Origin of the sequence: Spirillospora sp. CA-142024, assembly GCF_050942325.1 — a bacterium.
Classification (GTDB): domain Bacteria; phylum Actinomycetota; class Actinomycetes; order Streptosporangiales; family Streptosporangiaceae; genus Spirillospora.
In genome coordinates, this window is sequence record NZ_CP192077.1 from 4,364,564 (window position 1) to 4,390,332 (window position 25,769).

The window sequence follows — 25,769 nt, forward strand, 5'->3', positions numbered from 1 at the left end:
TGGTGGTCAGAGGACGCGGTTCAGGAAGTCGCGGGTGCGGGCCTGCTTGGGGTCGCGGAGCACCTCGTCGGGGGTGCCGGCCTCCACGACGACGCCGTCGGCCATGAAGACGGACTGGTCGGAGACCTCGCGGGCGAAGCCGATCTCGTGGGTGACCACGATCATCGTCATGCCGGTCTCGGCGACCTCGCGCATCACGGCCAGCACGTCGCCGACCAGCTCGGGGTCCAGCGCCGACGTGGGCTCGTCGAAGAGCATGACCTTGGGGTCCATGGCCAGCGCGCGGGCGATGGCCACCCGCTGCTGCTGACCGCCGGACAGCTGCGCCGGGTGGGCGTGCGCCTTGTCGGCGAGGCCGACCCGTTCGAGCAGCGCCATCGCGCGTTCCCGCGCCTTGTCCGCCGGCCTGCGGAGGACCTGGACGGGCGCCTCCATCACGTTCTCCAGCGCCGTCTTGTGCGCGTACAGGTTGAACCGCTGGAAGACCATGCCGATCGACGCCCGCTGCCGGGCCAGGGCGCGGCCGGACAACTCCTTGAGGACGTCGCCGTGGCGCGCGTACCCGATGTGCTCGCCGTCGACGACGATCTCGCCGTCGTCGATCGTCTCCAGGTGGTTGACGCAGCGCAGCAGGGTGGACTTGCCCGACCCGGACGGCCCGAGCACGGCGGTCACGGACCCGGAGGGCACGGCCAGGCTCACGCCGCGCAGCACCTGGAGACGGCCGAACGACTTCGACACGTGACGGATGTCCACGATGGTCTTCATCCGGCCGCCTCCCGCTTGTCCCGTGCCTGTTCGGGCGCGTCGTTGAACGTGGTGAACCCGCGCCCGACGTGCCGTTCCAGGTACCGCTGGCCGACTGACGCGACGCTGACGACGATCAGGTACCAGACGCTCGCGGTGACGAGCAGCGGAATGACCGCGAAATTGTTCGCGTAGATGTCCTGGATATTGGTGAGCAGGTCGCCGCCGGAGATGAAGGCCACCAGGCTGGTCGCCTTGAGCAGGTTGATCGCCTGGTTCGCGGTCGGCGGCACGATCACCCGCATGGCCTGCGGCAGCACGATCCGCCGCATGCACCGCGTCTCGGTCATGCCGGCCGACAGGGCCGCCTCGCGCTGGCCGGGGTCGACCGCCGAGATGCCGCTCCGCACGATCTCCGCCATGTACGCGGCCTCGTTGAGCGTGAATCCGAGGAACCCGGCGACCAGCCCGCTGATGAGCGTGTTGGTGGCGACGCTGAAGCCGATCCCCGTGAACGGGATTCCCGCGCCGAGCGTCGGGAAGAGCGCGGCGAGGTTGTACCAGAAGATGAGCTGGACCAGCAGGGGGGTACCGCGGAAGAACCAGATGTACAGGCCCGACGTCGCCTGGAGCACGCGGTTGCGCGACAGTCTCATCACCGCCAGCTGGCAACCGAGAGCGGTGCCGGCCGTCTGGCACACGACCGTCATGACGAGCGTGACGACCAGGCCCGACACGACGTGCGTGTTCCACAGGTAGTGCCACATGATCGGCCACTGCATGCGCGGGTTGGTGGCCAGCGACTTCGCCAGGAACAGCGCCGCGACGACGAGCACGCCCGCCGCGACGTACTGGCCGTAATGCCTGCGCCGTTCGATCCGCGGCCGTCCGGAAACGCGCGCCGGGAGCGTGGTCATTCGGTCGCGCCGTTCGTGACGACCTTGTCCAGCGACATCTGCGGCAGGTTCCAATGGTCCAGGATCCTCTTGTACGTGCCGTTCTTCATGAGGGTCGTGAACGCGGCGGTGAACGCCTTCTGAAGGTCCTGGTCGTCCTTGCGGAACGCCGCGCCGTGGAAGCCCTTACCGAAGAGCCCGCCGGTCAGTTGCAGCTTCCCCTGCGACTGCTGGACCAGCGACGACGCGATGCCGTAGTCGATGGCCAGCGTGTCGATCCGTCCGCTCTGCAATGCCAGCGCGGATTCCGCGGCGGTCGGGTACCGCTGCACCTTCACGGCGCTGTCACCGGAATCCGTGCATTTCTTGGACTGCGCCATCGCGATGTCCACGGAAAGGCTCCCTGTCGGGCCTGCGGCGGAATGCCCGCACAGGTTCGCGACCGCCTTCAGCTTCAGCGGGTTGCCCTTCGGCACGATCAGGATCTGCCCGGCCCGGGTGTAGTCGACGAACGTGACCTGTTTCTGCCGTTCGAGCGTGTCGCTGAAGTCGGCCATCGCGACGTCGAACCGCTGCGACTGCAACCCGGGCACCATCGCGGCGAACTTCGTGTTGCCGACCTCGAACTTCACGCCGAGGGTGCGGCCCAGTGCGGTCATGAAGTCCGCCTCGACGCCGACGAGGTTCTTGCCGTTGACGCTCAGGTACGGCGCGATATCCGTCGAGCCGCCCACCTTCAGGACGTTCGACTTCCGCACGCCCTCGGGAAGAAGGTCGCGTGCCGCCGTGTCGACCTTCAGTTCGCCGACGGCCGAGGACGCGGCGAGGCCGTTCTCGCCCGACCCGCCTTTCGCGGCGCCGGCGGCCACGCCGGTGTCGGACGAGCAGCCGGCGAGGGCCGTGGATCCGGCGGCCAGCAGCGCGGTGGCCGCGGTGAGGATGCGCAGACGCATGGGGGTGCCTTTCTGGAAGGGAGGCCGGAACCGCTAGTGATCGGAGGACTGACCTTTGATGGCGGCGAGCATCGCCGCCTCTTTCTCCAGGACGAGGTCGACGCCGGCGCGGATCTCCGCCGCCCGCGCCGCGGGCACGACGATGACGCCGTCGTCGTCGGCGGCCACCAGGTCACCGGCGGCCGCCACGACACCCCCGACGGCGACGGGTTCGCCGATGACCGCGGGTCCGTGCTTGTACGGCCCGGCGGGCGTGACCCCCCGAGCCCATACCGGGAAGCCCAGTTCGCGGAGTTCCGCCTGGTCGCGCACACACCCGTCGATCACCACCCCCACGGCCCCGGCGGCGGCGAACTTGCGCGCCAGCAGGGCGCCGACGAGCGCGCGCGACATGTCGGCCTGGCCGCTGACGACGACGACGTCTCCGGGGCGGACGTACTCCAGGCATGCGTGCACGCCCGCGTTGTCGCCGCTGCGCACCAGTACCGGAAGCACCGAGCCGACCGCCGTCCGGCCGGGGGTGATCGACCCGATTCCCGCGTCGCACATGCCGAGCCGCTCCATCGCGTCCCCGATGACCGCGACCGGGACCCCGGCGAAGCCGGCGATCCGGTCCGCCGGCGCGCGCGGAAGGTCGGGAACGGTGCGGATGTGGTCACGGTCGAAGGGAGGCATCGACATCCAGTCCTCAATATGGAATGCATTCTCAGTTGAGGGCTGAGTCTCTTTTGCCTTGGCAGGTGCCGTCAATGGACGGCCGGCGATGTTATCGATCCGTGATAAACAGTCCTCACCAGCGAGGACGTGGACGGGCGACGAGATGCCCTTGCCCGTCAGGGATTCGGGCGTCCTCCCACTCGCGGTGCGCGCGTGGCCCTACACCACCGCGATGACGAAGGCGGCGGTGCGCCGTCGTGCCCTGCGGGGTGACGGTGAGCGTGACGGCGTGCGGCCGGTGCGGTGTGAGCGGCGGGGGTTCAGAATGTGGGCACTAGACGCTGCGCACTACTGAGACGATGATGCCGAGCACGACGGCCTCGTCGCCGTCGATGACGTCGTAGTCGGGGTTGCAGGGTTCGAGATGGACGTGACCGTTGCGGCGCCGGAACACCTTCACGGTGGCCTCGCCGTCGATCATCGCGGCGACGATCTGGCCCGAATGGGCCTCCGGCTGCCGGCGGACCACGACGATGTCGCCGTCGCAGATCGCCGCACCGATCATCGAGTCTCCCCGCACCCGCAGGCCGAAGACGGTGCCGCGCCCGGTGAGTTCGCGGGGCAGCATCAGCATGTCGTCAGCGTGCTCTTCCGCCGTGATGGGCGTGCCTGCGGCGATCTGGCCGACCACGGGGACGGACACCCGATCGTCGGCGAGTTCCCCGGGCGGGTGCTCCTGGAGGAACACGCGCACGTCGATCGGCCGGGACAGCGAGGGCCCGCGCTTCAGGAAGCCCTTCTCCTCCAGGCTCGCCAAATGCCGCGACACCGACGACGTTGACCGCAGCCCGACGGCGTCGCCGATCTCCCGCGTGCTCGGGGGATAGCCGTATCTGACCACCCAGTCCCGGATCGTGACCAGGATCCGCTGCTGGCGCGGGGGCAGAGCCGAGGCGTCCAGGTCCCCGAACGCATCAAGATCGCTGTAGGTGGTCACCCACGGGATTGTAGGGTCCCGCGGCCGGGGATCGCGGGACCTTGGGCAGGGTGTGGGCGATGAGGGGCTCGGTGGGCGAAAGACGCGGGCCGGCCCCCCGGTGAGGGGAGGCCGGCCCTTTTCAGGACCCGTTACTCACTTGTCGGTTTTCTTGCCCGACGTCGGAGTCGCGGGGGGACACGGAGTCCCGTTCTTCGGCTGCTCGCTCCGCGGCTTGCCCGTGCCGGTGACGGCGAGAAGGGCGCCCGCAGCGCCTGCGACGAGCAGGCTCCTACGGCTGACAGATGCCATGTCAGATGACCTCTTTCCGTTGTAAGTGTCCCTCCGACCATCGGAGGGACGGTCCGGTCCTTGACCTAGACCTGGAAAAGACCGTCCGATGCGGGAGGAGAGACGCCAGCGCGCGCTCGTGTCCTCCACAGGACACTCAACATCCTGCTGGCGCAGAGGGGTGTTCATGTAGCACGTTTGTGTTTATGGTCTTCACCATCGGGGGCGCACCACCTGTCCGGACACGCTCCCGAACCGGAGGCCCGCAGTGGCGCTCTCCTTCCTCGACCAGCGGCACACCGTCGCGAAACCGGGTTACAACCGCTGGCTGATCCCCCCGGCCGCGCTCGCCGTCCACCTCTGCATCGGGCAGGCGTACGCGACCAGCGTGTACAAGACCGCCCTCGTCAAGCATTTCGATGTCAGCCTCACCGCGATCGGCGTCATCTTCTCCATCGCGATCGTCATGCTCGGCGCCTCGGCGGCGGTCATGGGCACCTGGGTCGACCGGGTCGGCCCGCGCCGCGCGATGTTCACCGCGGCCTGCTTCTGGGCCTCGGGCTTCCTGGTCGGCGCGCTGGGCATCGCCACCGAGCAGCTCTGGCTGGTCTACATCGGCTACGGGTTCATCGGCGGGATCGGGCTCGGCATCGGATACATCTCGCCGGTGTCGACGCTGATCAAATGGTTCCCCGACCGGCCGGGCCTGGCGACGGGAATGGCCATCATGGGCTTCGGCGGCGGCGCGCTCGTCGCCTCACCGCTGTCCCGCGAACTGCTGTCCCGCTACGACCCGGACGGCGACCCCGCGTCCGGCAGGGCCGTCGCGCTGCTCTTCGTCACGCTCGGCATCGTCTACTTCCTGGTGATGATGCTCGGCGTGTTCAACGTCCGGGTGCCCGCCCCGGGATGGCGCCCGGACGGATTCGACCCCGCGGCGGAGCGCGCCAGGGCGATGGTCACGGCGAGCAGCGTCTCCGCGGCGTCCGCGATCAGGACGCCGCAGTTCTGGCTGCTGTGGACGGTGCTGTTCTGCAACGTCACCGCCGGCATCGGGATCCTCGAGCAGGCCGGGCCGATGATCAGCGACTTCTTCCGCTCCGGCGGCTCGACCTCGGTGTCGGCGACCGAGGCGGCCGGCTTCGTCGGGCTGCTCTCCATGTTCAACATGGCCGGCCGGTTCGTCTGGTCCTCGACCTCGGACTACATCGGCCGCAAACCCACGTACGTGGGCTACCTCGGTGTCGGGATGGCCGCCTACATCGTGCTCGCGATGTTCGGCGACGCCTCGACCGCGTTCTTCGTCGCCCTCGCCGCGCTGATCATCTCCTTCTACGGCGGCGGCTTCGCCACCGTCCCGGCCTACCTGCGCGACCTGTTCGGCACCTACCAGGTCGGCGCCATCCACGGCCGGCTGCTGACCGCCTGGTCGGCGGCGGGCATCGCCGGGCCGCTGATCGTGAACCGGTTCCTGGACGCCCGCGGCGAACCCGGCGCGCTGGTGGCCGCCGACTACCGTCCCGCCCTCTTCACCATGGTCGGGGTCCTCGCGATCGGCTTCGCCGCCAACCTGTTCATCCGCCCCGTGGCGGAACGTCACCACGTGCCCGGCGCCGAGCCCCGCGTCTCGGACCCCAGCCCCGCCACCTGAGAACGAGCGAAGGAAGAGTGCACCATGGCGTCACCTGAGGGCTCCGCCTCCGACGAGGGCCGGCTCGACGCGTCCCCGGGCGGGGACGCGCCGCGGCTCGTCATCTCGTGGTCCATCGTCGGCATCCCGCTGATCTACGGCGTGGTCGAGACGATCAGGGCGATCCTTCCCCTGTTCGGTCACTGACCGTCCGCCTCCGCGGCGTAGCGGGGGTTGGTGGCGTGCCATTCGAAGCCGCCGCCCATCCAGGCCCGCAGCCCCCGCAGGAACCGCTGGAGCTCGGGGGAGGGGACGGCCGCGAGCTCCCGGTGGCCGGCCTCGAAGTCGCGGACGAGGTCGTTGTGGAGGGCCACGGTGATCTCGGTCGCCTCCTCGACCGAGGCGTCCCGGTCGGCGGCGATCAGCAGGACGAGGTTGCAGACCGGGTTCTCGTCGGCGGCGTCCTTGGCGACCGAGTGGAGGTCGTTGACGATCACGCTGGCGGTGCCCGCCCGGAAGGCGGCGCGGCGGACCCGCGGGTCGTAGAAGAGGTGGGGCGGGAGTTCGTAGCCGCCGACGACGTCGACGAGCGTCATCGAGGTGTAGAAGCTGTCGTGCTGGCGCGCCGCCAGGTACTCCCAGGCGGGCGGATGCTCACCCGTCTCGCGCCAGGCGGCGTAGGCCGTCCAGCTGACGAACATGGCGAAGGTCGAGTAGCAGACGCGCTGGACCTGCGCGTCGGTGGCGTGGCGTCTCAGGTGGCCGACGGCCGATCCGAGCATCCGCAGGACCAGGTCGTCGCGGAGGGCCTCGGTCAGCGGGGGAGTGAACTCGCCCGCGGGCGGGACCGGGTCCATGGCCGACATCGCGAGTGCGAGCCGCGCCGGGAGCCGCGCCGGCACGGCTCCCAGGGCGGTGTCGTCGGCGTAGTAGTCGTCGGCCGCCCACCATCCGGCGTTCAGCTGGGCGGCCACCAGCAGGGCGTCGGGGTCGTCGGTGTCGGGATGGGCGAGGGTGACCAGCCGCCCGAAGGCGGCACCGGTCAGCGCGTCGAGTTCGTGGTCGGCGAACCCGCAGTCGCGCGCCCAGGAGATCAGCCGGGCGTCCACCTCCCCGGCGAGGGCGTCGTCGGTCCGTTCGGGAACCGGGCAGTAGAGCGGTGAGTGCGACCCGTCCCCCCACGCTCGTTCGGCGTAGCCGGGACCGCCGCGGGCAGGGCCCGGAGGCGGCCCGGCGAGCAGGTCGCCGTAGGACGGCTCGCGGCTGGGACGCGCCGCCGCGATCAGCGACGGCAGGAGCGCCGCGGCGGCCCCCGGGCCGGCCGGTCCCGGCGGGACCGTGCCCGCGGGCGGTGCGGACGGGCCGCGTGCGCCGCTGCATCGGTGGTGCGTCGCTTCCATGCTCTGCTCACCTGCCTCTGCCCGAAGGCGACGGGTCTGGCGTGGACGGTTTCAGATGCGGTCGGCGGCGATGAGCAGGTACTGGAAGCTGCCGTCGCGGTACGCCTCCAGGAAGGTGTCCTCAATGCCGGTGGCGACCGACGACTTCCGGCGCAGTTCCCAGTACGGGATCGTGTCCGCGGTCAGGTCGACGACGGTGACGGGCACGAGCCGGTTGGCCGCCATCGCGCGGAAGTAGGCGCTGCGCGCGTGGATGTCGCACACGTAGTGGGCGTTGATCGTGGAGACCGCCTTGGACGGCAGGCCGTACACGTCGTTGTAGCAGCCGGTGATGGTGACGTACCTGCCGCCGCGGGCGAGCAGCCGGGAGTGCGCCGCGAAGAGATCGTCGAGGACGGTGTACATCGTCGACTCGTTGTTCCAGATCGCCTGGAACGCGCCGGCCTCGAAGCCGGTGTCGAGCATGTTCTTGAAGTGGAACCGGACCTTGCCGGCCACGCCGTGCTCGGCGGCCTGGGCGTTGGCGAAGTCCACCTGCGCCTGGGAGATGGAGACGCCGTCCACCCGGCAGCCGAAGGCGGCGTTGGCCATGATGCTGGAGCCGCCCCGGCCCGAGCCGGCGTCCAGCAGGCGGTGCTCCGGCCGGATGTCGCCGAGATGACCGAGCAGGAACTGGGCCTGGGCGTTCTCCAGCCGGTGCAGCTCGGCGATGATCGCCTCTTCGCGGGCGTCCTCCGGCGCCTCCAGCACGGACCGGTCGACCTCGCCGATGCCGTAGTGATGGTGGTAGATCCCCGACACGTCGCCCAGGCGCAGGTTGACCGGGTTGCGTTCGGTGTTCCAGTAGGTGGCCACGTCGTTCTGGTAGACGCTGGCGATGGCGGTCATGGGCGTTCTCCTCTCGGCGGCGTGTTCCGGCGGGCGGGCAGGCCCGGCCCGGCGCGGACCGGTTCAGGATCGATGCGCTCAGTCACGCGATGAAAGCTAACGGTGACGGTCCGTGTCAGGAAGGGGACCGCTCAGCACAGAAGCCAGGCATCCCGTCCCGCAAATGTCCCACCCGGGACAGTTGGCCGGATCACCCGGCGACGGCGTGCGGTTCGCGGTCCGGGCGGCGCGAGGCGCTCACGGCCGCGTAGAGCAGGACCATGCCCACGATCTGGGCGAGGTGGTAGACCGAGGTCGGGTCCAGCGCGACGGGCCGGACGAGGCTCGGGTCGATCGCCTTCGTGGCCGCCGCCGCGCCGCTGGTGACCAGTGCGACGATCACCGGGCCGGCCATCGGATGGCGGCGGTGGGCCGCCCAGCCCCACAGGGCCAGGATGCTGACCATGGTCAGGCTCTCGCAGGCCAGCAACGCGGAGACGCCGGCGTGCCCGGTGACCGCGAGGACGACGTAGGCGGTGAGCCCGATCGAGCGCAGCAGCCAGAACGTCGTGCGGTGGCGCGGGCCGAGCACCTCGGCGACGGTGGCCGCCAGCAGGTAGGACACCGCGACGACGACCATGGCGCTGATGAAGGCCCAGCTCGGCCCCGCCCATCGCTCCGAGTACGCCACGACGCCGTGGTGGACGAACCCCGCCAGCGCCGCGATGCCCGCCCACCAGAAGGACGTGCGCCAGTGCCGATGCACCGTCGGCGAGCGTCCCAGCCTGACGGCGAGCGCCACCACGATCACGCCTAGCGCGAGATCGCTCAGGGACTGAGCGGGTTCGGCAAGCACACTTCGCACGTTACCCGGCATATCCGACATGCCAAGCGAGGGTGGTCATGGCCGGGACCGGAAACCGGGCGGCCAGGCGGTACCGGGTCGCGCTCGGGCCATGGCGACGCCGCCTCCGCGCGGCTTCAGCGGGCGAGTCGCTGGGCACCCTCCCTCGCCCGGTCCGCGGGGATCGCGAAGCCGATGCCGATCGAGCCGCCGCCCCCGCCGCGCATCAGCGTCGCGATCGCCGTGTTCACGCCGATCACCTCGCCGCGCGCGTTGACCAGCGGGCCGCCGGAGTTGCCGGGGTTGATCGACGCGTCGGTCTGCAGCGCGGTGCCCGCTCCGCCCTGTCCGATGCGGACCTCGCGGTTCAGCGCGCTGACGATGCCGCCGGTGACCGTCCCCTGCAGGCCCAGCGGGGAGCCCAGCGCGAGCACCGGGTCGCCGACCCGCACGTCCGAGAGGCGGCCGAACGCCAGCGGCGCCGGGCTCTGCCCGGACGGGATCGCCAGCACCGCGAGGTCGTTGGCGCGGTCGGCGCCCACGACCTGCGCCGGGACGTTGCGCCGGTTCGCCAGCACCACGGCGACCCGGCCGCCGTCCTCGACCACGTGCGCGTTGGTCAGCACATGCCCCTGCCGGTCGATCACGAACCCGGACCCGGTGGCGCCCCCGTTCCCCGACCGCACCTCGATCGACACCACGCTCGCCTGAACCCGCGCGGCCACGTCGCTCAGGGTGGCGGCCCCGCCGGTCGCCGGCCCGCCACCGGACCGCGGCAGAGCCGTGGACACCCCTCCGCCCGCGGTCAGGCGCCCCGCGACGGCGCCGGCCAGGCCCCCGGTCAGCAGGGCGGCGAGCACGGCCGCGACCACCGCCCGGCCGGGGCCGCTCCTGCGGGCGTGGCGGGGCTCGTGGTCGTCGGGCGGCGCCCACGGGCCGGACGGCGCCGGTCGCCTGAACGGATCGTCCTGGGGCCACGTACGTGGGGGCGACGGGGACGGGAAGCCCGGGCCGCGCGGCTCGTCCAGACCGTACCGGGCATCGTCGCCGAGCTCGTACCGGATGGTGTCGTGTCCCACGCCGTACCGGGGATCGGTGTTCATTGGATAGCTCACGGGGGCTCCTCACCGTTCAGGCCTCAATGGTGAGTACTCCGATCACCCCGCGTTTCGTTCAGTGACGGCGCGAGAACCGTGGCGGCGGCTCCCGCCGGCTCCGGACGGAGCGCCGTCAACTTAGCTGACGCGCGTGTTAACAAAGCATCGGGACGTGTTACCTTTTGTGGCGCCCGGTCCCTGCCGACATCCCGTCGGAGCGGCGCCGGCCACCGGGAGGTTCCGGCATGACCAAGCAGGGCGGGGACTCGCGCGGCCCGGAGCGGCGCCGGCAGGACATCGCCGACACCGTCCTGTCCGCGGGCTCGGTCACCGCGGCCGCGCTCGCCGAGCGGTTCGGCGTCAGCCTCATGACGATCCACCGCGACCTCGACGAACTCGAACGCCAGGGCGTCGTCCGCAAGCACCGGGGCGGGGTCACCGCCCAGCCGTCCGGGGTGTTCGAGAGCAACGTCGCCTACCGCATGAAGTCGATGCGGCCCGCGAAGGACGCCATCGCCGCGAAGGCGGTCGAGCTGGTCGAGCCGGGCATGGCGATCATGCTGGACGACTCCACCACGGCGCTGGCGCTGGCCCGCCGGCTGGCGGGCGTGGTCCCGCTGACGGTCGTCACGAACTTCCTGCAGGCCATCAACCTGCTGGCGGGCGAGCGCGACATCCGGCTGCTGGCGCTCGGCGGCGACTACGACCCGCTGCACGACTCGTTCCTCGGGGTGTCGTGCGTCGACGCGATCGAGGCGCTCAACGTGGACCTGTGCTTCGTGTCGACGTCCGCGGTCGACGGCGGGTTCGCCTACCACCAGGAGCAGCGCATCGTGTCGGTGAAGCGCGCCATGCTCGGCGCGGCGGCCCGCAGCGTGCTGCTCATCGACCATTCCAAGCTCAGCCGGGTGGCGCTGCACCGGGTGGCGCCGCTGTCGGACTTCGACCGGGTCATCGTCGACGACGGAGCCGGAGCCGAGGCGCTGCGCGGGCTCGACGAGCACAAGGTCGCCTACGAACTGGCGGCGATCTGACGGCGGGGCCCGCGGCCGGTTGACGGCACGGCCCGCGGTCGGTCGCTGACCAGCCGGTCCTTACGTTCGTTCCCGGGTTCGGCGCCGCGGGGACGCGGGCCCGGCCCCGAGTCTTGACACCCAGATCAGCCGCCTTCTACGCTCAAGCTCACATTTTCGGCGTTATCTTCACAAGCCAACTTGTTGGCTTGCGATCGGAGCGGGTGGTGACCGAATCCCAGGGCCGGGGGCCGCTGCCGTACGGGCTCCGCTGCGACCACCGGGTGGAGCCGCTCGGCCTCGACGAGCCGGCGCCGCTGCTGTCGTGGCGGCTGTCCTCCGGCCGGCGCGGCGACGCGCCCGCCGGGTACCGCGTCCGGGTGCGCGACGAGGACGGCACCCAGGTCTGGGACACCGGCGCGGTGGACGATCCGTCCGCCGTCTCCGTCCGCTACGGGGGCCCGGCGTTGCGGGCCCGCACCCGCTACCTCTGGACGGTCGCGGTGGCCGGCGCCGACGGGGCGTGGACGCAAGAGGGCTCCTGGTTCGAGACCGGGATGCAGGGCCCGTCCGCGTGGACCGCCGCCTGGATCACGCATGACCCGTCCGTGCTCGATGTCGTGGACGCGCCGGAAGAGGGCGAACTCGCTCTCGCCGACCACGGCCTGCAGCCGGCCGTCCGGCTCCGGAAGGCGTTCGAGGTTCCCGCGGCGCCGGCCGGCGCCCGGCTCTACGTCACCGCCCGCGGCCTGTACGAGATGCGCGTCAACGGGGAACGCGTCGGGGACGCCGAACTCGCCCCCGGCTGGACCGACTACCGCGACCGCGTCGACTACCAGGTGCACGACGTGACCGGCCTGCTGCGGCCGGGCACGAACATGCTGGCCGCCACGGTCGCGGACGGCTGGTGGAGCGGATTCGCCGGCTTCGACCCGCGCCGCCCCGGCGCCCACTACGGAACGTTCCCGCAGCTGCTGGCCGAACTCCACCTCGTCCACGCCGGCGGCGCCGTCGACGTCATCGCGACCGGCGGCGACTGGCAGAGCGCGCGGTCGCCCGTCCGGTACGCCGACCTGCTGAAGGGGGAGTGCCACGACCTGCGCCGTGAGACTCCGGGCTGGGACCTTCCGGCCGGCGACCGCGACGATGCGGGATGGCTGCCCGCCTGGGTGGCCGGCACCGACCCGAGCCGGCTCACCGCCTCCGCCGCACCACCGGTCCGCGCCGTCCGGGAACTGCCGGCGCGTTCGGTCACCCGGGCCGGCGAGAACCGCTTCCTGGTCGACTTCGGGCAGAACTTCGCCGGACGGGTGCGGCTCACGGCGCGCGGCCTCACCCGAGGTGACCGGGTGGTCGTCCGGCACGGCGAAGCCCTGGACGACGCGGGCGGGCTCTACACCGCCAACCTGCGCACCGCCGACGCCACCGACGTGCTGATCGCCGGCGACGACGCGGAGACCGTCTTCGAACCCCGCTTCACCTACCACGGGTTCCGGCACGTGGAAGTGACCGGCCTGACCGCGCTCGACGCCGGCGACATCACCGGCGTGGTCCTGCACAGTGACACCCCCTGGGCGGGCGAGTTCACCTGCTCCGACCCCGGGATCGACCGCCTCCACCAGGCGATCTGCTGGGGGCAGCGCTCCAACTTCGTCAGCGTCCCGACCGACTGCCCGCAACGCGACGAGCGGCTCGGCTGGCTGGCGGACGCGCAGGTCTTCCTGCCGACCGCGTGCCTGAACGCCGACGTCGCCGCGTTCTTCGACGGCTGGCTGCGCGAGGTGCGGGGCGCCCAGTCACCGGACGGCGCGTTCACCAACGTGGCCCCGAGGCTCGCCGGAGTCGCCGACGAGGGTGCCCCCGGCTGGGGCGACGCGGGCGTCCTCATTCCCTGGCATCTCTACCAGGTGTACGGGGACGAGCGCTTCCTGGAACGCAACCTCGACGCCATGTGCGCCTGGGTCGACCACATCCACCGCCACAATCCCGGCCTGGTGTGGACCCGCCGCGTCGGCCCGCACTTCGCCGACTGGCTGGCGCCCGCCCCGACGCCCCGCGACGTCCTCGCCACCGCCTACTTCGCGCGCAGCGCCGACCTGACGGCGCGCGCCGCCGGGGTCCTCGGCCGGGACGAGACCGCCGCACGGTACGGGGCGCTGGCCGGCCACATCCGCAAGACCTTCACCGAGCGGTTCGCGACCCCGGACGGACGGATCCACGGCGACACCCAGACCGGCTACCTGCTGGCGCTGGCGTTCGGGCTCCTGCCCGCCGAACTGGTACCGGGCGCGGTGCGGCGCCTCGCCGAGCTGGTCGAGGAGGCCGGACCCGGCCTCACCACCGGCTTCCTCGGAGTCGGGCTGATCGCGCCCGTCCTCGACGCGCACGGGCACGCCGATCTCGCGCACGCGCTGCTGCGCCGGACCGACCCGCCGTCCTGGCTGTACCCGCTGGGGCACGGCGCGACCACGGTCTGGGAGCGCTGGGACGGCTACACCGCCGAGAGGGGATTCCAGGCCGCCGCGATGAACTCGTTCAACCACTACGCGCTCGGCTCGGTCGGCGAGTGGCTCCACCGGGGCGTCGCCGGCCTCGACCAGGCGCCCGGCTCGGCCGGGTACCGCGAGCTGCTGATCCGGCCGAGACCCGGCGACCTCACGTCGGCGAGCGCGCGGTACGAGTCGGTGCGCGGCACCGTCGCCACCGCCTGGTCCCGCCACGACGGGGTCTTCGACCTCCGGGTGACCGTGCCGCCCGGCGCGACCGCCACCGTCCACGTCCCCACCGACGATCCGGCCGGTGTGCGGGAGAGCGGGGTCCCGGCGGCGGACGCGCCCGGGGTGCGGATCGCCGGCGCGGGGCCGCGGGAGCTCCGCTGCCGGATCGCCTCGGGGGAGTACCGCTTCACGGCGGGCCTGCATTGACCACCGTCCCCGCGTGGGACGGGCCATGGCCGGGACCGCCACCCCACGGCGGGCCGCGCCATGAACGCGAGGAGGACAGATGACATCGTCGTTCGAGAGGGCGGCCCTCAGCCGCCGCGGGTTCCTGCGGTTGTCCGGCGGGGTCGCCGCGGCGGCCGCGCTGCCGGCGGCCCTCGCCGCCTGCGGAGGGTCGTCCGGCGGATCGGGGACCCTGCGCCTGGTCGGGGTGGCCGACCAGCAGAAGCCGCTCGACCTGCTCACCAAGGCCTACACCAAGGCGAAGTTCAGCACGTCGTTCGCACCGACCGACCAGGTGCAGACCTCGGTGCGCACGCAGCTCGGCGCGGGCAACGCGCCCGACGTGCACGTGGTCTATCCGGGCAACGGCAGCGCGATGAGCATGGCGCAGATCGCCCAGGCCGGGCTGCTCGCCGACCTGAGCGACCAGGCGTGGACGAAGAAGATCCCGGCGGGCCTGAAGCCGGCGTTCCAGAAGGACGGCAAGACCTTCATCTACTCGGCCGGGTCCAGCGTGATCGGCGCGATCTACAACACGAAGGTCTTCGACGAGGCCGGGGTGGCGCCGCCGAAGACCTGGAGCGAGTTCCTGGAGGTCTGCGACAAGATCAAGAAGAAGGGCAAGATCCCGATCGCGCTCGGCGCGCAGACCCCGTGGATCACCCAGCTGATCACCTACGCGCTGGTCCCGTCCACCGTGTACGCCAAGGTCCCGGACTTCGACAGCCGGATGCAGGCGGGGACGGCGTCCTTCGCCCAGTCCGGCTGGGTCCAGGCCCTCGACATGTACCTGGACCTGCAGAAGCGCGGGTACTTCAACGACAACCCGAACGGCACCACGTTCGAGCAGGCGACGTCCATGGTCGCCACCGGCAAGGCCGCCATGGCGATCCAGGTCTCGGCGGTCCTGCCCGACTTCCGGAAGGCCGCCTCGGACCCCAACGACCTGTCGATGTTCCCGGTGCCGGGGGCGGACGACCCTGCGCAGGTGTGGATCCCCGCCGGTGTCGTCGTCGGGCTTGGCGTCAGCGCCCGCAGCAAGAACCGCGACGCGGCCAAGGACTTCATCGCCTTCCTCGGCGAGCAGGAGAACATCAACCGCTGGTCCGAGGCGGTCGCGTGCGTCCCCCTGGTGCGCGACTCCTCGTCCAAGATCGACCCGGTGCTCAAGCCGTTCCTGCCCTATATGGACGGCAACAAGGCCGTCCCGTTCATGGACCAGGCGTGGCCCAACGCCGAGGTGCAGCCCGCCCACTTCGCGATGGTGCAGGAACTCCTCGCGGGCAAGACCACGGTCGCCAAGGGCCTGGCCAAGCTGGACGAGACCTACCGGAAGAAGTAATCGGTGTCCCCGACTGCACGCCCGGCACCGGCCGCCTCGGCGGCCGGTGCCGCCGGCCCCTCCAAAGGCGCGGCCCGTCCCGCGGCGCCGCCCCACCGACGGCGGCGGCGGCGGAAAGGTTTCCTGACGCCGCCGTGGTGGTTCGCGGCGCCCGCCCTGCTCGTGTACGCGCTGATCGTCCTCTATCCGAGCCTCAGCGGAGTCGTCTACGCCTTCACCGACTGGAACGGCATCGGCGACCGGTCGTTCAACGGCGTGGACAACTTCCAGCGCCTGCTGGACGACGACGCCGCGCGCGGGTCGCTGGTCAACACGCTGCTGCTGACGGTCGCGATCGTCGTCGTCCAGAACGGCATCGGCCTGCTGCTCGCGCTGGGAGTCCACACGCGCATCAGGTCGCGCGCGGTGCTCCGGGTGGTGTTCTTCGCGCCCGCCGTGGTCAGCCCCGTGATGGTGGCGTTCCTGTGGAAGTACGTCTACAACCCGGCGCCGGACGCGGGGCTCAACGCGATCCTCGGCTCGGTCGGCCTCGGCTCGCTGCGCCAGGACTGGCTCGGCGACCCGTCGCTGGCGCTGTGGTCGGTGGCCGGCATGGTGATCTGGCAGTTCTCCGGCTACTCGATGGTCATCTTCCTGGCCGGGCTGGAGGGCGTGCCCGCCGAACTGCACGAGGCCGCGATGATCGACGGCGCCGGCCGCTTCCAGCGGTTCCGCAGCGTGACCTGGCCGCTGCTGGCGCCCGCCGTCACGATCAACGTGATGCTGTCCACCATCGGCGGGCTCAAGCTGTTCGACCAGGTCTACGCGGCCACGAGCGGCGGCCCCGGGCACTCCAGCGAGACCCTGTCGACCGTCCTCTACAAGCAGGCGTTCGTCTTCGGGAACTACGGGTACAGCACGGCGATCGCGCTGGTGCTGGCGTTGTTCGTCGCGGCGGTCTCGCTGATCCAGATCCAGTACCTGCGCGGCCGGGAGGTGGCATGAGCCTGCGGTACGGGCTGCGCACGTTCGCGCTCGAAGTGCTGATGATCGCCGTCGCGGTGGCGTTCCTGTTCCCGGTGTACGCGCTCGTGACGCTGTCGCTGAAGGACAAGCAGCAGATCGCCTCGGCGCCCCTGTCGCCGCCGTCGTCGCCGACGTTCGGCAACTACTCCGACGCCTGGTCGCGGGCGTCGCTCGGCTCGGCGCTGCTCAACAGCACGGTGATCACGGCGGTCAGCCTGGTGGCGCTCATCGCGATCGGGTCGTTCGCCGCGTACTTCCTGGCCCGCTGCGCCACGCGGCTCGGGTACGCGCTTTACGTGCTGTTCCTGCTCGGCATCGTGCTGCCGTTCCAGCTCGGCATGATCCCGCTGTTCAAGCTGGTCGACTCGGCCGGCCTGCTCGGCACCTACCAGGGGATGATCGTCTTCTACACCGGCATCCAGCTGCCGTTCACGATCTTCCTGTACACGGGGTTCATCCGGGCGCTGCCGGGGGACTACGCCAACGCCGCCCTGATCGACGGCGCGGGCCACCTGCAGGCCTTCACCAGGGTGGTGTTCCCGCTGCTGCGGCCCATCACCGGCACCGTGCTGATCCTCAACGCCGTGTTCATCTGGAACGACTTCTTCACGCCGCTGCTTTACCTGGGCGGGTCGGCGCGGGAGACCGTCCCGGTGCGGATCTTCGCGTTCGTCGGGCAGTACGTGTCGGACTACGGGCTGGTCTTCGCCGGCCTGGTGCTCGCCGCCCTGCCCATCATCGTGATCTTCCTGGTCCTGCAGCGGTACGTGATCAAGGGATTTGCCAGCGGGCTCAAGGGATGAGCGAAGCGATTACGGGGCGGTTGCGGCGGGTGCTGGACGCGCCGCCCGCCGCGTTCTCGCCGGCGCCCATCTGGTGGTGGAGCGGGGAGCGGCTCGACCGGCGGCGGCTGCGCGGCCAGCTCGAACGGTTCGCCGAGGGCGGTGTGTACAACCTGGTCGTGCTGAACCTGGCGCCGTCGGGCCCGATGTTCGGCGCGGACGCCGACGAGCCGGAGTTCTTCTCCGCAGCCTGGTGGGAACTGCTCGACGCCGTCTGCGAGGACGCCGCCGAGCTGGGCGTGTCGCTGTGGTTCTACGACCAGCTCGGCTTCTCCGGCGCCGATCTGCAGGCCCGTCTGGTCCGCGAGGTCCCCGCCTTCGCGGGGCGCTGGCTCCGGCCGGACGGGCGGGCGGACATGCGCGGTTTCGACTACCTGTCGGCCGAGGCGTGCGGGGTGCTCCTCGACCGGGTGCACGGAGAGTTCGCGCGGCGGCTCGGGCACCGGCTCGGAAACGTGATCGCCGGGTCGTTCCAGGACGAGCTGCCCGCGCTCCCGACCTGGTCGGAGGGGTTCGCCGGAGAGTTCGAGCGCCGCCGCGGCTACGACGTGACGCCGCACCTCGAAGCGCTGTGGGGGGACGGCGGGCGGGACGCCTTCCGGGTCCGCCGCGACTACCACCTCACCCGCGCCGAGCTGGCCGAGGAGGCGTTCTTCCGGCCGCTGGCGAAATGGCACGAGGAGCACGGCCTGCTGCACGGCTGCGACCAGCAGGATCCGGCGCGGGCGGGGCATCCGGTGGACGGCGTCAGGCTCTACGCCGACTATGCGCGCACGCACCGCTGGTTCGGCGCCCCCGGGTCCGACCATCATGGCGACGCGCGCATCCACTCCTCGCTCGCGCACCTGTACGGCCGGGACCGCACCTGGATCGAGGCGTTCCATTCCAGCGGCTGGGGCGGCACGCTGGAGGAGACCTTCGACTGGCTGCTTCCCTGGCTGCGCTCCGGGGCGACCCTCTACAACCCGCACGCCGTCTACTACACGACCAAGGCGGGCTGGTGGGAGTGGGCGCCCCCGTCGACGGACTGGCGCCAGCCCTACTGGCGGCACTATCGCGTCTTCGCCGAGGCGGTCACCCGTCTCTGCGCCGCGCTCTCGCTCGGACGTCACGTCTGCGACGTGGCGGTGCTGTTCCCCACCGCGACCGCGCAGGCCGGGACGCGGCTGGACGGCGTCGATCCCGCCGCCGCCCAGGCCCAGGCCGCCTATCGGGACCTGGTCGGCGACATGGCCTGGTTCCGGATGGTGCCCGGAGCGCTCGACCGGCTCGGGATCGACGCCGACGTCGTGGACGACGACTCCGTGCAACGGGCCACCGTCTCGAAGGGACGGCTGGACGTCGCGGACGAGTCGTACGGGATCGTCCTGCTTCCGTCCTGCGCCGTGCTCGAAGGGGAGACGGCGCGGAGGCTCACCGCGCTCGCCGAGCACGGCGGCAGGGTCATCGCGGTCGGGGACCCGCCGCGCCACGGGGTCGGCGACCCGGACGCCGACGAGGCGGTGGCGCGGCTCCGCGCCGTGATGGAGGTCGTGCCGGACGCCGCCGCGCTAGCACCTGACCTCGCCGACGCCCGCCGGGTGGACGCGCCGGTCCCCGCGCTCGTCCGGGAGGTCGACGGGACCACGGTGGTGTTCCTGACGGCCGCGCCGTCCATGGCCAGCCGCGTGTCGGTGGAACGGCCAGACGAGCGCGGCGCCGACCTCGGCTGGCTCGACGTGACCTACGACTTCGACCCGGAGCGTTACCAGCGGGACATGCGGGTTCGGGTGCGCGGCGTCAGCGGGCCCGCGTTCCTGGCGAGCCCGTTCGGGGGCGCGCCGCGCCCGCTGGAGGCGCGCACGGTGGACGGCGCCTCCGTGGAGGTGGTCGTCCCGTTCGACGACGGTCCCGCCGCACTGCTCCTCTTTCCGGGAGGTGCGGACGCCGCGGTGCCGAGCCCGGCACCGGCGGTACGGGAGACCGTCCTCGACCTCGGTTCTTCCTGGACGATGGGTCTGGTCCCCACACTGGACAACACCTGGGGAGACTTCGCCCGTCCGGCCGGTCAGGACGTCCCGCTGGAGTGCTGGACCCTGTGGCACCGGACGGAAGAGGAGACGGACTGGGCAGAGGTGCACGCCACGTTCGGCCCGCACGGCGTCTGGTACCGGGAGTCCGAGGGGCGCCCGCTGCCCGCCGTGTACTCCGACTCCCGCGGCATCCGCAAGGACGCCCTGCACCGGGCCTTCCTCGGCCCCAAGGGGCACGTCCCCGAGGAGTTCCTCGACTTCGGCGAGGTCCGGGCCGGGGACGCGGTGGTGTTCCGCGCGCGCCTGACCGTGCCCGGCGAAGGCGGCTTCGTGGCCGTCGGCGCGGCCGCGGCCAAGACGCTGCGGGTGGACGGCGTGACCGTCCCGCTGGACGACCGGGGCCATCTGGCGGTCGCGGAGACCCCCGTCCCGGCCGGCGAGCACGATGTCGAGTTGCGGCTCGCTCCGGACGAGGACGTGCGGCTGCGCGGCCACCTCGCCGTCGTCACCGACCGCGAGCGGTACCGGCGGCCGGAGTGGATCACTGCGGCCGGGCCGGCACGGGCGGGCGCGCGGGTCACACTCAGCGCTTCCCTCCCCGCGTCGGCGGGGGAGGCGACGCTGCAGGTGGCCTCGGCGGCGCCCTGCCGCATCCTCCTCGACGGCGAGGAGATCGGGCGCCAAGGCGGATTCGACCCGTACGCCGAACAGGAGGTGCCGCGCGTCGGCCGCTACCGGGTGACCGGTGGCGAGCTGACGCTGGTCCTCACCGAGACCGGGACGCCGCCCGCGGTCCTCGTGGACGGCCCGGTCGTCTCCGGCTCCGGCTGGACCGCGGCGCGTGACGGCGACACGGTGCCGGTCGTCGCGAAGCGTGCGCAGTACGGCGACCCGGCGTCCCTTCACCTGCGTCGGCGGCCTCATCCGCTGCCCGGCGCGATGTGGCTCGACGACGACCCCGGAACGGGCGTCGTCCTGCCCGCGCTGCTCGCGCCGCCGGAGGGAGCCCCGCGGGTGGAGAGACTGCGCTTCACGGTGCCGCCCGGCGCGATGCGCATGGCGGTCGACGTCCGCGGAGAACTGCTGGAGGCGACACTGGACGGCGAGCCGCTCGAACCGGCGCCGGAGATGCCGCTGCCCGGTCCGGCGGCGCCGTCCGCCCGGACGGCCGAGCTGCGGATCCGGACGCTGCCCGGCCACCGCGCGGGCGCGGCGCTCGCCGGGCCGGTGCGGTTCACCGCGGGCCCCGGCACGATCGAGCTGGGCGACTGGGAGGACGCGGGACTCGCCGGATACAGCGGCGCCGTCCGGTACCGGCGCGTGCTCCACCTCCCCGGGGCACCGGCCGCGGCCACGCTCGACCTCGGGCGGGTGCGGGGCACCGCCGAGGTCACGGTCAACGGCGCCTCCGCCGGCGTCCGGATCTGCACCCCGTACCGCTTCGACCTCGGCACGGCCCTACGCGAAGGGGAGAACGAGATCGAGGTCCTGGTCTGCGGGACCCTCGCGCCCTACCTCGACGAGGTGAGCCCGACGCACTTCGTCTTCACCGGCCAGCGCGCATCCGGCCTGTACGGCCCCGTCCTGCTGCGTCTGCGCGAGCCGGCGGATCCGCGGGACTAGCCGCCCGCCATGGCCCCCACGACGACGAACGGTTCGGTTCCCGTGGCGACGAGCTCGGGGAGCGGGGAGTCCGGCGGATCATGCGACAGGTCCTCGGCGCAGGCGTAGAAGCGCACGAACGCGCGTCGCCGCTTGGTCGTGTGGTCGCGGATGGTTCCGCGCAGCACCGGATGGCGGGCTTCCAGCGCGTCCAGCACCGCAGCGAGCGTGACCCGCTCCGGGACGTCCAGCAGCACCTCGCCGTCGACGCCGGCGAGCCCGCGCAGATGGGCGGGGAGCACGACGCGGATCATGGCAGGACCTGCACTTCCACCGAGAGGACGGCGGGCAGGTCGCGGACGATGGGCGTCCAGCCGTCCCCGGCGTCGGCCGACACGTACACCTGCCCGCCGGTCGTGCCGAAGTAGACGCCGCACGGGTCGAGCGAGTCGACGGCCATCGCGTCCCGCAGCACGTTGACGTAGCAGTCGCGCTGCGGGAGCCCGGAGGTCAGCGGCTCCCACTCGTGGCCGCCGGCGCGGCTGCGATAGACGCGCAGCCTGCCCTCGGGCGGGTAGTGCTCCGAGTCGCTCTTGATCGGCACCACGTACACGGTGTCCGGCTCGTGCGCGTGGACGGCGACGGGGAAGCCGAAGTCGCTCGGCAGGTCACCGCTGATCTCGTGCCATGTCTCGCCGGCGTCGTCGCTCCGCATGACGTCCCAGTGCTTCTGCATGAACAGGACCTCGGGACGGGACGGGTGCATGGCGACGCGGTGGACGCAGTGGCCGACCTCGGCGCCCGGGTCCGGAATGCCCTCGGAGCGCAGGCCGCGGTTCACCGCGCGCCAGCTCTTGCCCGCGTCGTCGCTGCGGAACACGCCCGCCGCGGAGATGGCCGCGAACATCCGGCCCGCGTTGACCGGGTCGAGCGTGATCGTGTGCAGGCACATCCCGCCGGCGCCCGGCTGCCAGTCCGGCCCCGAGCCGTGATTGCGAAGACCGGGCAGTTCCTGCCAGGTCCGCCCGCCGTCGGACGAGCGGAACAGGGCGGCGTCCTGCACCCCGGCGTAGACGGTGTCCGGATCGTCCGGCGACGGCTCGATGTGCCAGACCCGGGTGAACTCCCAGGGGCGGAGGGTTCCGTCGTACCACTGGTGCGTGCCCGGCTCCCCCTCGTAGCGGAACTCGTTGCCCATCGGCCGCCATGTGGCTCCGCCGTCGTCCGAGCGCTGGATCAGCTGGCCGAACCAGCCGCTCGACTGGGAGGCGTACAGCCGTGCCGGATCGGCGGGGGAGCCGGCGACGTGGTAGATCTCCCAGCCGCCGAAGTGCGGCCCGCTGACCTCCCAGCGGTCACGGCCCCCGTCCGCCGTGAGGATGAACGCGCCCTTGCGCGTGCCGACCAGAACCCGTACGGCGCTCATGTCCGTGCTCCCTTCCGAACCTCCTCGGCACAACTCACCACTGTTACGACCGGTCCCGGCCGCGAAACTCATCGGCCGCGACGTCCGGGTCCGCCGGGACGTTCGTGCCCGTGGACTCGCGCTCCATGGCGGGCGGCCGCTGTCAACGGCGAAGATCGCCGTCCGTCGACGTGTGCTGGGCGTCGTGAATCGCCATGGTTGTGCCCGTTGGGTGCTGCTTGTCTCTTCATTCGCCGGGTGATCACCCCGGCGGATCCGCTGCGACGGGTCCGTCCGCCGCCTCCAGGAGGCAAAGGTGCCCAGGACACGCCGGACCACCGTGACCGCGCTGGCGGTCACCGGGACGCTTCTCAGCTTCGGCCTCGCGGTCCCCGGCCGGGCCGAACCGCCGCCGCGCCCCCGGCCCCCGGGCGAGCAGGCCGAGCTGCCCGACAAGGACGCCCGCACCGGCGACCTCGCCCCGACCGGCCGCCAGCGGAGCGCCGCGCGCGGCGTGACCGTGCGGTGGAACAGGCTCGGCACGCCCGCCTCGGTGACCGACGCGGGGCCCCTGGCCACCGGGCTGCCCGGCGACCCGGAGAAGGCGGCGCGCGCGTACCTGACCGCCCATCGGGATCTGTTCGGCCTGGACGCCGCGGCCGTCGGCGCCCTGGAGAAGGTCGCGGTCAACCCCATCGGCGACGGCGCCGCCGTGCTGCTGCGCCAGCGTTTCGGAGATCTGCCCGCCGGCTACGACGGACTGGTGGCGATCGGCGTGGCCGGCGGCGAGGTCGTCTCGGTCACCTCGACGCTCGCCCGCGACGACGCCGCCCCGGCGCCCGCCACGCTGTCCCAGAAGGACGCGGTGACCGCGGCCGGCCGTGACGCGGGCATCGCCGTCTCGTCCGCCGGCACCCGCAAGGCGCGGCTGGTGGCGGTGCCCACCGCCGAGGGCGTCCGCAGCGCCTACCAGGTCACGCTCATGGACGCCTCCGGGGCCGAGCCGAAGGCGGTCACGTCCTATGTCGACGCCCGCACCGGCATGGTGCTCGTGCGGGAGAACCTCGTCGACCACGACAGCGACGACCCGCGCTGGGCGGTGTTCCCGGCCACCCCGCCCGGCGACTACTCGTCCCGGGACACCCGGCAGATCTGGTGCTTCCGCCCCGCCGCGGGCTGCCGGTCCGTCGTCGGCGGCGACCCGTCCAGCGGTCGGCCCTGGGACGTCGACCCGGCGTCCGGCGCCTCGACCACGACCAGCCTGGGGAACGCGGCCCGCACGTACGACAACCGCGCGAGCAGCGACCCCTTCACCGTCGGGACACGGACCAACGCTCCCAAGCCGGACCGCACCTACCGGTACCCCTGGGCCAACCAGTGGTACACCGGAAAGTGCGACCCCGCGACCATGGACAGCCCGCAGGAAGCCGACCTGGAGCCGGCGATCTCCAACCTGTTCGTCCAGCACAACCGCATGCACGACTGGTCCTACCGGCTCGGCTTCACGGAGTCGGCCTGGAACATGCAGGCGGACAACGGCGACCGGGGCGGCCTCGGCGGCGACCCCGAGCAGGGCAACGCCCAGGCCGGCGCCAGGTTCCCCCAGATCCGCGACAACGCGAACCAGATCACTCCGCCCGACGGCACGCCGACCATCAGCAACATGTACCTGTGGCAGCCGATCGCGGGCGCGTTCTATTCGCCGTGCGTCGACGGCGACTTCGACATGACCGTCATCGGGCACGAGTACACGCACGCCATCTCCGGCCGCATGATCGCCGGGCCGGACGCGGGGTGGAGCGGGCCCCAGGCCGGGGCCATGAACGAGAGCACCTCCGACCTGCTCGCCATGGAGTACCTCGGCGAGCACGGGTTCCGCGCGCCCGGCCGGACGCCGTACGTCATCGGCGCCTATGTCACCGGGGACGAGCGTGCGGGCATCCGCAACCACGACATGAGCCGGAGTCCGCTCAACTACGGCGACCTCGGCTACGACCTGGTCGGCACGCAGGTGCACGCCGACGGTGAGATCTGGACCGCCACGCAGTTCGACCTGCGGCAGGCGTTCGTCCAGAGGTATGGCGGTGGCAATGCGGCGCTGCAGCGCAAATGCGCCGAAGGTGCGGTGCCGGTGGCCAAGTGCCCGGGCAACCGGCGGTGGGCGCAACTGTCGTTCGACGCGCTGCTGCTCATGGCCACCGGGGCCGTCAGCTATGTGGACCACCGCAACGCCCTGCTCGCCGCCGACACCATTCGCTTCGGCGGCAAGGACCATGCGCTGATGTGGAAGGTCTTCGCCGAGCACGGCCTGGGATCGGCCGCGGCCAGCAACGGTTCCGCGGACGCCGACCCCACGCCCGGCTTCGCTTCGCCGATGTCGCGCAACGCCAGCCTCACGCTCAAGCCCGGAGGCGACGCCAAGGGCGGCAAGGTCCGCCTTTACGTGGGCGACTACGAGGCCCGCGCCGTCCCGGTGGCCGACACCGACCCGGCGACGCCACTCGGCGCCACGTTCGCCATCACGCCCGGCCGCTACTCCTTCGTCGCGGTGGGCGAGGGCTTCGGCCACAAGCGCTTCACCGCCACGGTCGGCGCGTCACGGCGGACCCTGACGGTCGAGATGTCCCGGAACGAGGCCGCGAGCGTCAACGGCGCGACCGCCACCGGCGACGGGCAGTCCCAGACGGCGCTGCTGGACGAGACGGAGACGACGAACTGGCAGTCGGTGCAGGCGCCGGCCGCCGGCCGCCAGGTGACCGTCGACCTGGCCGGCGACCGCCCGGTCAGGGTCGGCCGGGTGCAGGTCAGCGCGATGCTGCGGCCGTCGGCGGCCGGCGATCCGGAGGGCGCGGGCGGCGCGCAGAACCGGTTCACGGCGCTGCGCGCCTTCCGGCTGCTGGCCTGCGACGCCACCAGGGCCGACTGCTCGCAGGCGGGCTCGTACCGGACCGTCTACACCAGCCCGGCCGACGCCTTCCCCGCCGACCGGCCGCGTCCGACGGCGCCCGACATCACCCTGCGCTCGTTCGACCTGCGGGACGTCACCGCGACGCACCTGCGGCTGCAGGTGGTCTCCAGCCAGTGCACGGGCGCGCCGGCGTACGCGGGGGAGCAGGACAACGATCCGCGCTCCGGCACCGACTGCGGCGCCGCCGCCCCGCTGGCCGGGGTCGTCCGGGCGGCCGAACTCCAGGCGTTCGCCCGGTAGCCGGGAGGCTCCGCGCAGGCCAGCCGGTGTTGTCACCGGG

Annotated in this window: 20 protein-coding genes; 9 read left to right on the plus strand and 11 right to left on the minus strand. The window is 72.1% G+C overall.

Annotated elements, in window-relative coordinates; genetic code table 11:
* Positions 1 to 6: 6 nt before the first annotated feature.
* The 5 genes from ACQPZP_RS21020 to lexA form a co-directional block, all read right to left on the minus strand.
* Positions 7 to 768 carry an amino acid ABC transporter ATP-binding protein gene (locus ACQPZP_RS21020; RefSeq protein ID WP_433479298.1) on the minus strand — a complete coding sequence of 254 codons (762 nt, stop codon included), beginning with the start codon at positions 766 to 768 and terminating at the stop codon, positions 7 to 9.
* Positions 765 to 1,664: an amino acid ABC transporter permease gene (locus tag ACQPZP_RS21025; protein WP_433479299.1), complete on the minus strand. Its 900-nt coding sequence runs from the start codon at positions 1,662 to 1,664 to the stop codon at positions 765 to 767. The genes ACQPZP_RS21020 and ACQPZP_RS21025 overlap by 4 nt, the downstream gene beginning before the upstream one ends.
* A complete protein-coding gene (locus ACQPZP_RS21030) occupies positions 1,661 to 2,596 on the minus strand; it encodes an ABC transporter substrate-binding protein (RefSeq protein ID WP_433479300.1) in 936 nt (311 codons plus the stop codon). The genes ACQPZP_RS21025 and ACQPZP_RS21030 overlap by 4 nt, the downstream gene beginning before the upstream one ends.
* A 33-nt stretch (positions 2,597 to 2,629) precedes the next feature.
* A complete protein-coding gene (locus ACQPZP_RS21035) occupies positions 2,630 to 3,277 on the minus strand; it encodes a methyltransferase (RefSeq protein ID WP_433479301.1) in 648 nt (215 codons plus the stop codon).
* Between the two features lie 310 nt (positions 3,278 to 3,587).
* Positions 3,588 to 4,250 carry a transcriptional repressor LexA gene (gene lexA, locus ACQPZP_RS21040; protein ID WP_433479302.1) on the minus strand — a complete coding sequence of 221 codons (663 nt, stop codon included), beginning with the start codon at positions 4,248 to 4,250 and terminating at the stop codon, positions 3,588 to 3,590.
* A gap of 538 nt (positions 4,251 to 4,788) precedes the next feature.
* On the opposite strand from lexA, the gene ACQPZP_RS21045 reads away from it, so the two are divergent.
* Positions 4,789 to 6,171, plus strand: coding sequence for an OFA family MFS transporter (locus ACQPZP_RS21045; protein WP_433479303.1), 1,383 nt, complete (start codon positions 4,789 to 4,791; stop codon positions 6,169 to 6,171).
* Between the two features lie 24 nt (positions 6,172 to 6,195).
* Positions 6,196 to 6,357 carry an MFS transporter small subunit gene (locus tag ACQPZP_RS21050; RefSeq protein ID WP_433479304.1) on the plus strand — a complete coding sequence of 54 codons (162 nt, stop codon included), beginning with the start codon at positions 6,196 to 6,198 and terminating at the stop codon, positions 6,355 to 6,357.
* Here ACQPZP_RS21050 and ACQPZP_RS21055 read toward each other — a convergent pair.
* The 4 genes from ACQPZP_RS21055 to ACQPZP_RS21070 form a co-directional block, all read right to left on the minus strand.
* Positions 6,351 to 7,550: a family 2 encapsulin nanocompartment cargo protein terpene cyclase gene (locus ACQPZP_RS21055; protein WP_433479305.1), complete on the minus strand. Its 1,200-nt coding sequence runs from the start codon at positions 7,548 to 7,550 to the stop codon at positions 6,351 to 6,353. The genes ACQPZP_RS21050 and ACQPZP_RS21055 overlap by 7 nt on opposite strands.
* A 51-nt stretch (positions 7,551 to 7,601) precedes the next feature.
* On the minus strand, positions 7,602 to 8,438 hold the full coding sequence (locus ACQPZP_RS21060; RefSeq protein WP_433479306.1) for a geranyl diphosphate 2-C-methyltransferase: 837 nt from the start codon (positions 8,436 to 8,438) through the stop codon (positions 7,602 to 7,604).
* A 190-nt stretch (positions 8,439 to 8,628) separates the two neighbouring features.
* On the minus strand, positions 8,629 to 9,282 hold the full coding sequence (locus ACQPZP_RS21065; RefSeq protein ID WP_433479307.1) for a DUF6962 family protein: 654 nt from the start codon (positions 9,280 to 9,282) through the stop codon (positions 8,629 to 8,631).
* A gap of 116 nt (positions 9,283 to 9,398) precedes the next feature.
* Positions 9,399 to 10,376 (minus strand): S1C family serine protease, encoded by a 978-nt coding sequence (locus ACQPZP_RS21070; RefSeq protein WP_433479308.1) that lies wholly within the window; start codon positions 10,374 to 10,376, stop codon positions 9,399 to 9,401.
* Between the two features lie 227 nt (positions 10,377 to 10,603).
* Here ACQPZP_RS21070 and ACQPZP_RS21075 point away from each other — a divergent pair, with 227 nt between their 5' ends.
* The 6 genes from ACQPZP_RS21075 (at position 10,604) to ACQPZP_RS21100 (ending at position 21,137) form a co-directional block, all read left to right on the plus strand.
* Positions 10,604 to 11,392, plus strand: coding sequence for a DeoR/GlpR family DNA-binding transcription regulator (locus tag ACQPZP_RS21075; protein WP_433469535.1), 789 nt, complete (start codon positions 10,604 to 10,606; stop codon positions 11,390 to 11,392).
* A 206-nt stretch (positions 11,393 to 11,598) separates the two neighbouring features.
* Entirely contained in the window at positions 11,599 to 14,295 is a 2,697-nt protein-coding gene (locus tag ACQPZP_RS21080; RefSeq protein ID WP_433479309.1) for a family 78 glycoside hydrolase catalytic domain, read from the plus strand.
* Between the two features lie 79 nt (positions 14,296 to 14,374).
* Positions 14,375 to 15,655, plus strand: coding sequence for an extracellular solute-binding protein (locus ACQPZP_RS21085; RefSeq protein ID WP_433479310.1), 1,281 nt, complete (start codon positions 14,375 to 14,377; stop codon positions 15,653 to 15,655).
* A gap of 3 nt (positions 15,656 to 15,658) precedes the next feature.
* A complete protein-coding gene (locus tag ACQPZP_RS21090; RefSeq protein ID WP_433479311.1) occupies positions 15,659 to 16,639 on the plus strand; it encodes a carbohydrate ABC transporter permease in 981 nt (326 codons plus the stop codon).
* Positions 16,636 to 17,463 (plus strand): carbohydrate ABC transporter permease, encoded by an 828-nt coding sequence (locus ACQPZP_RS21095; RefSeq protein ID WP_433479312.1) that lies wholly within the window; start codon positions 16,636 to 16,638, stop codon positions 17,461 to 17,463. The genes ACQPZP_RS21090 and ACQPZP_RS21095 overlap by 4 nt, the downstream gene beginning before the upstream one ends.
* Positions 17,460 to 21,137: a glycosyl hydrolase gene (locus ACQPZP_RS21100; protein WP_433479313.1), complete on the plus strand. Its 3,678-nt coding sequence runs from the start codon at positions 17,460 to 17,462 to the stop codon at positions 21,135 to 21,137. The genes ACQPZP_RS21095 and ACQPZP_RS21100 overlap by 4 nt, the downstream gene beginning before the upstream one ends.
* Here the strand turns inward: ACQPZP_RS21100 and ACQPZP_RS21105 are convergent.
* Together ACQPZP_RS21105 and ACQPZP_RS21110 are read right to left on the minus strand one after the other, a co-directional pair.
* Positions 21,134 to 21,430, minus strand: coding sequence for a MoaD/ThiS family protein (locus tag ACQPZP_RS21105; RefSeq protein ID WP_433479314.1), 297 nt, complete (start codon positions 21,428 to 21,430; stop codon positions 21,134 to 21,136). The genes ACQPZP_RS21100 and ACQPZP_RS21105 overlap by 4 nt on opposite strands.
* Positions 21,427 to 22,542 (minus strand): WD40/YVTN/BNR-like repeat-containing protein, encoded by a 1,116-nt coding sequence (locus ACQPZP_RS21110; RefSeq protein WP_433479315.1) that lies wholly within the window; start codon positions 22,540 to 22,542, stop codon positions 21,427 to 21,429. Before ACQPZP_RS21110 ends, ACQPZP_RS21105 begins: the two co-directional genes overlap by 4 nt.
* A gap of 295 nt (positions 22,543 to 22,837) precedes the next feature.
* On the opposite strand from ACQPZP_RS21110, the gene ACQPZP_RS21115 reads away from it, so the two are divergent.
* Positions 22,838 to 25,729, plus strand: a complete 2,892-nt coding sequence (locus ACQPZP_RS21115) for a M36 family metallopeptidase (protein ID WP_433479316.1) — start codon at positions 22,838 to 22,840, stop codon at positions 25,727 to 25,729.
* Positions 25,730 to 25,769: the final 40 nt, after the last annotated feature.

What these genes read in the sequence shown, in the direction of transcription:
- ACQPZP_RS21020 (WP_433479298.1), bottom strand. Translation starts at nt 768, where the DNA reads ATGAAGACCATCGTGGACATCCGTCACGTGTCGAAGTCGTTCGGCCGT.
- ACQPZP_RS21025 (WP_433479299.1), bottom strand. Translation starts at nt 1,664, where the DNA reads ATGACCACGCTCCCGGCGCGCGTTTCCGGACGGCCGCGGATCGAACGG.
- ACQPZP_RS21030 (WP_433479300.1), bottom strand. Translation starts at nt 2,596, where the DNA reads ATGCGTCTGCGCATCCTCACCGCGGCCACCGCGCTGCTGGCCGCCGGA.
- ACQPZP_RS21035 (WP_433479301.1), bottom strand. Translation starts at nt 3,277, where the DNA reads ATGTCGATGCCTCCCTTCGACCGTGACCACATCCGCACCGTTCCCGAC.
- ACQPZP_RS21050 (WP_433479304.1), top strand. Translation starts at nt 6,196, where the DNA reads ATGGCGTCACCTGAGGGCTCCGCCTCCGACGAGGGCCGGCTCGACGCG.
- ACQPZP_RS21055 (WP_433479305.1), bottom strand. Translation starts at nt 7,550, where the DNA reads ATGGAAGCGACGCACCACCGATGCAGCGGCGCACGCGGCCCGTCCGCA.
- ACQPZP_RS21060 (WP_433479306.1), bottom strand. Translation starts at nt 8,438, where the DNA reads ATGACCGCCATCGCCAGCGTCTACCAGAACGACGTGGCCACCTACTGG.
- ACQPZP_RS21075 (WP_433469535.1), top strand. Translation starts at nt 10,604, where the DNA reads ATGACCAAGCAGGGCGGGGACTCGCGCGGCCCGGAGCGGCGCCGGCAG.
- ACQPZP_RS21085 (WP_433479310.1), top strand. Translation starts at nt 14,375, where the DNA reads ATGACATCGTCGTTCGAGAGGGCGGCCCTCAGCCGCCGCGGGTTCCTG.
- ACQPZP_RS21095 (WP_433479312.1), top strand. Translation starts at nt 16,636, where the DNA reads ATGAGCCTGCGGTACGGGCTGCGCACGTTCGCGCTCGAAGTGCTGATG.
- ACQPZP_RS21100 (WP_433479313.1), top strand. Translation starts at nt 17,460, where the DNA reads ATGAGCGAAGCGATTACGGGGCGGTTGCGGCGGGTGCTGGACGCGCCG.
- ACQPZP_RS21105 (WP_433479314.1), bottom strand. Translation starts at nt 21,430, where the DNA reads ATGATCCGCGTCGTGCTCCCCGCCCATCTGCGCGGGCTCGCCGGCGTC.
- ACQPZP_RS21110 (WP_433479315.1), bottom strand. Translation starts at nt 22,542, where the DNA reads ATGAGCGCCGTACGGGTTCTGGTCGGCACGCGCAAGGGCGCGTTCATC.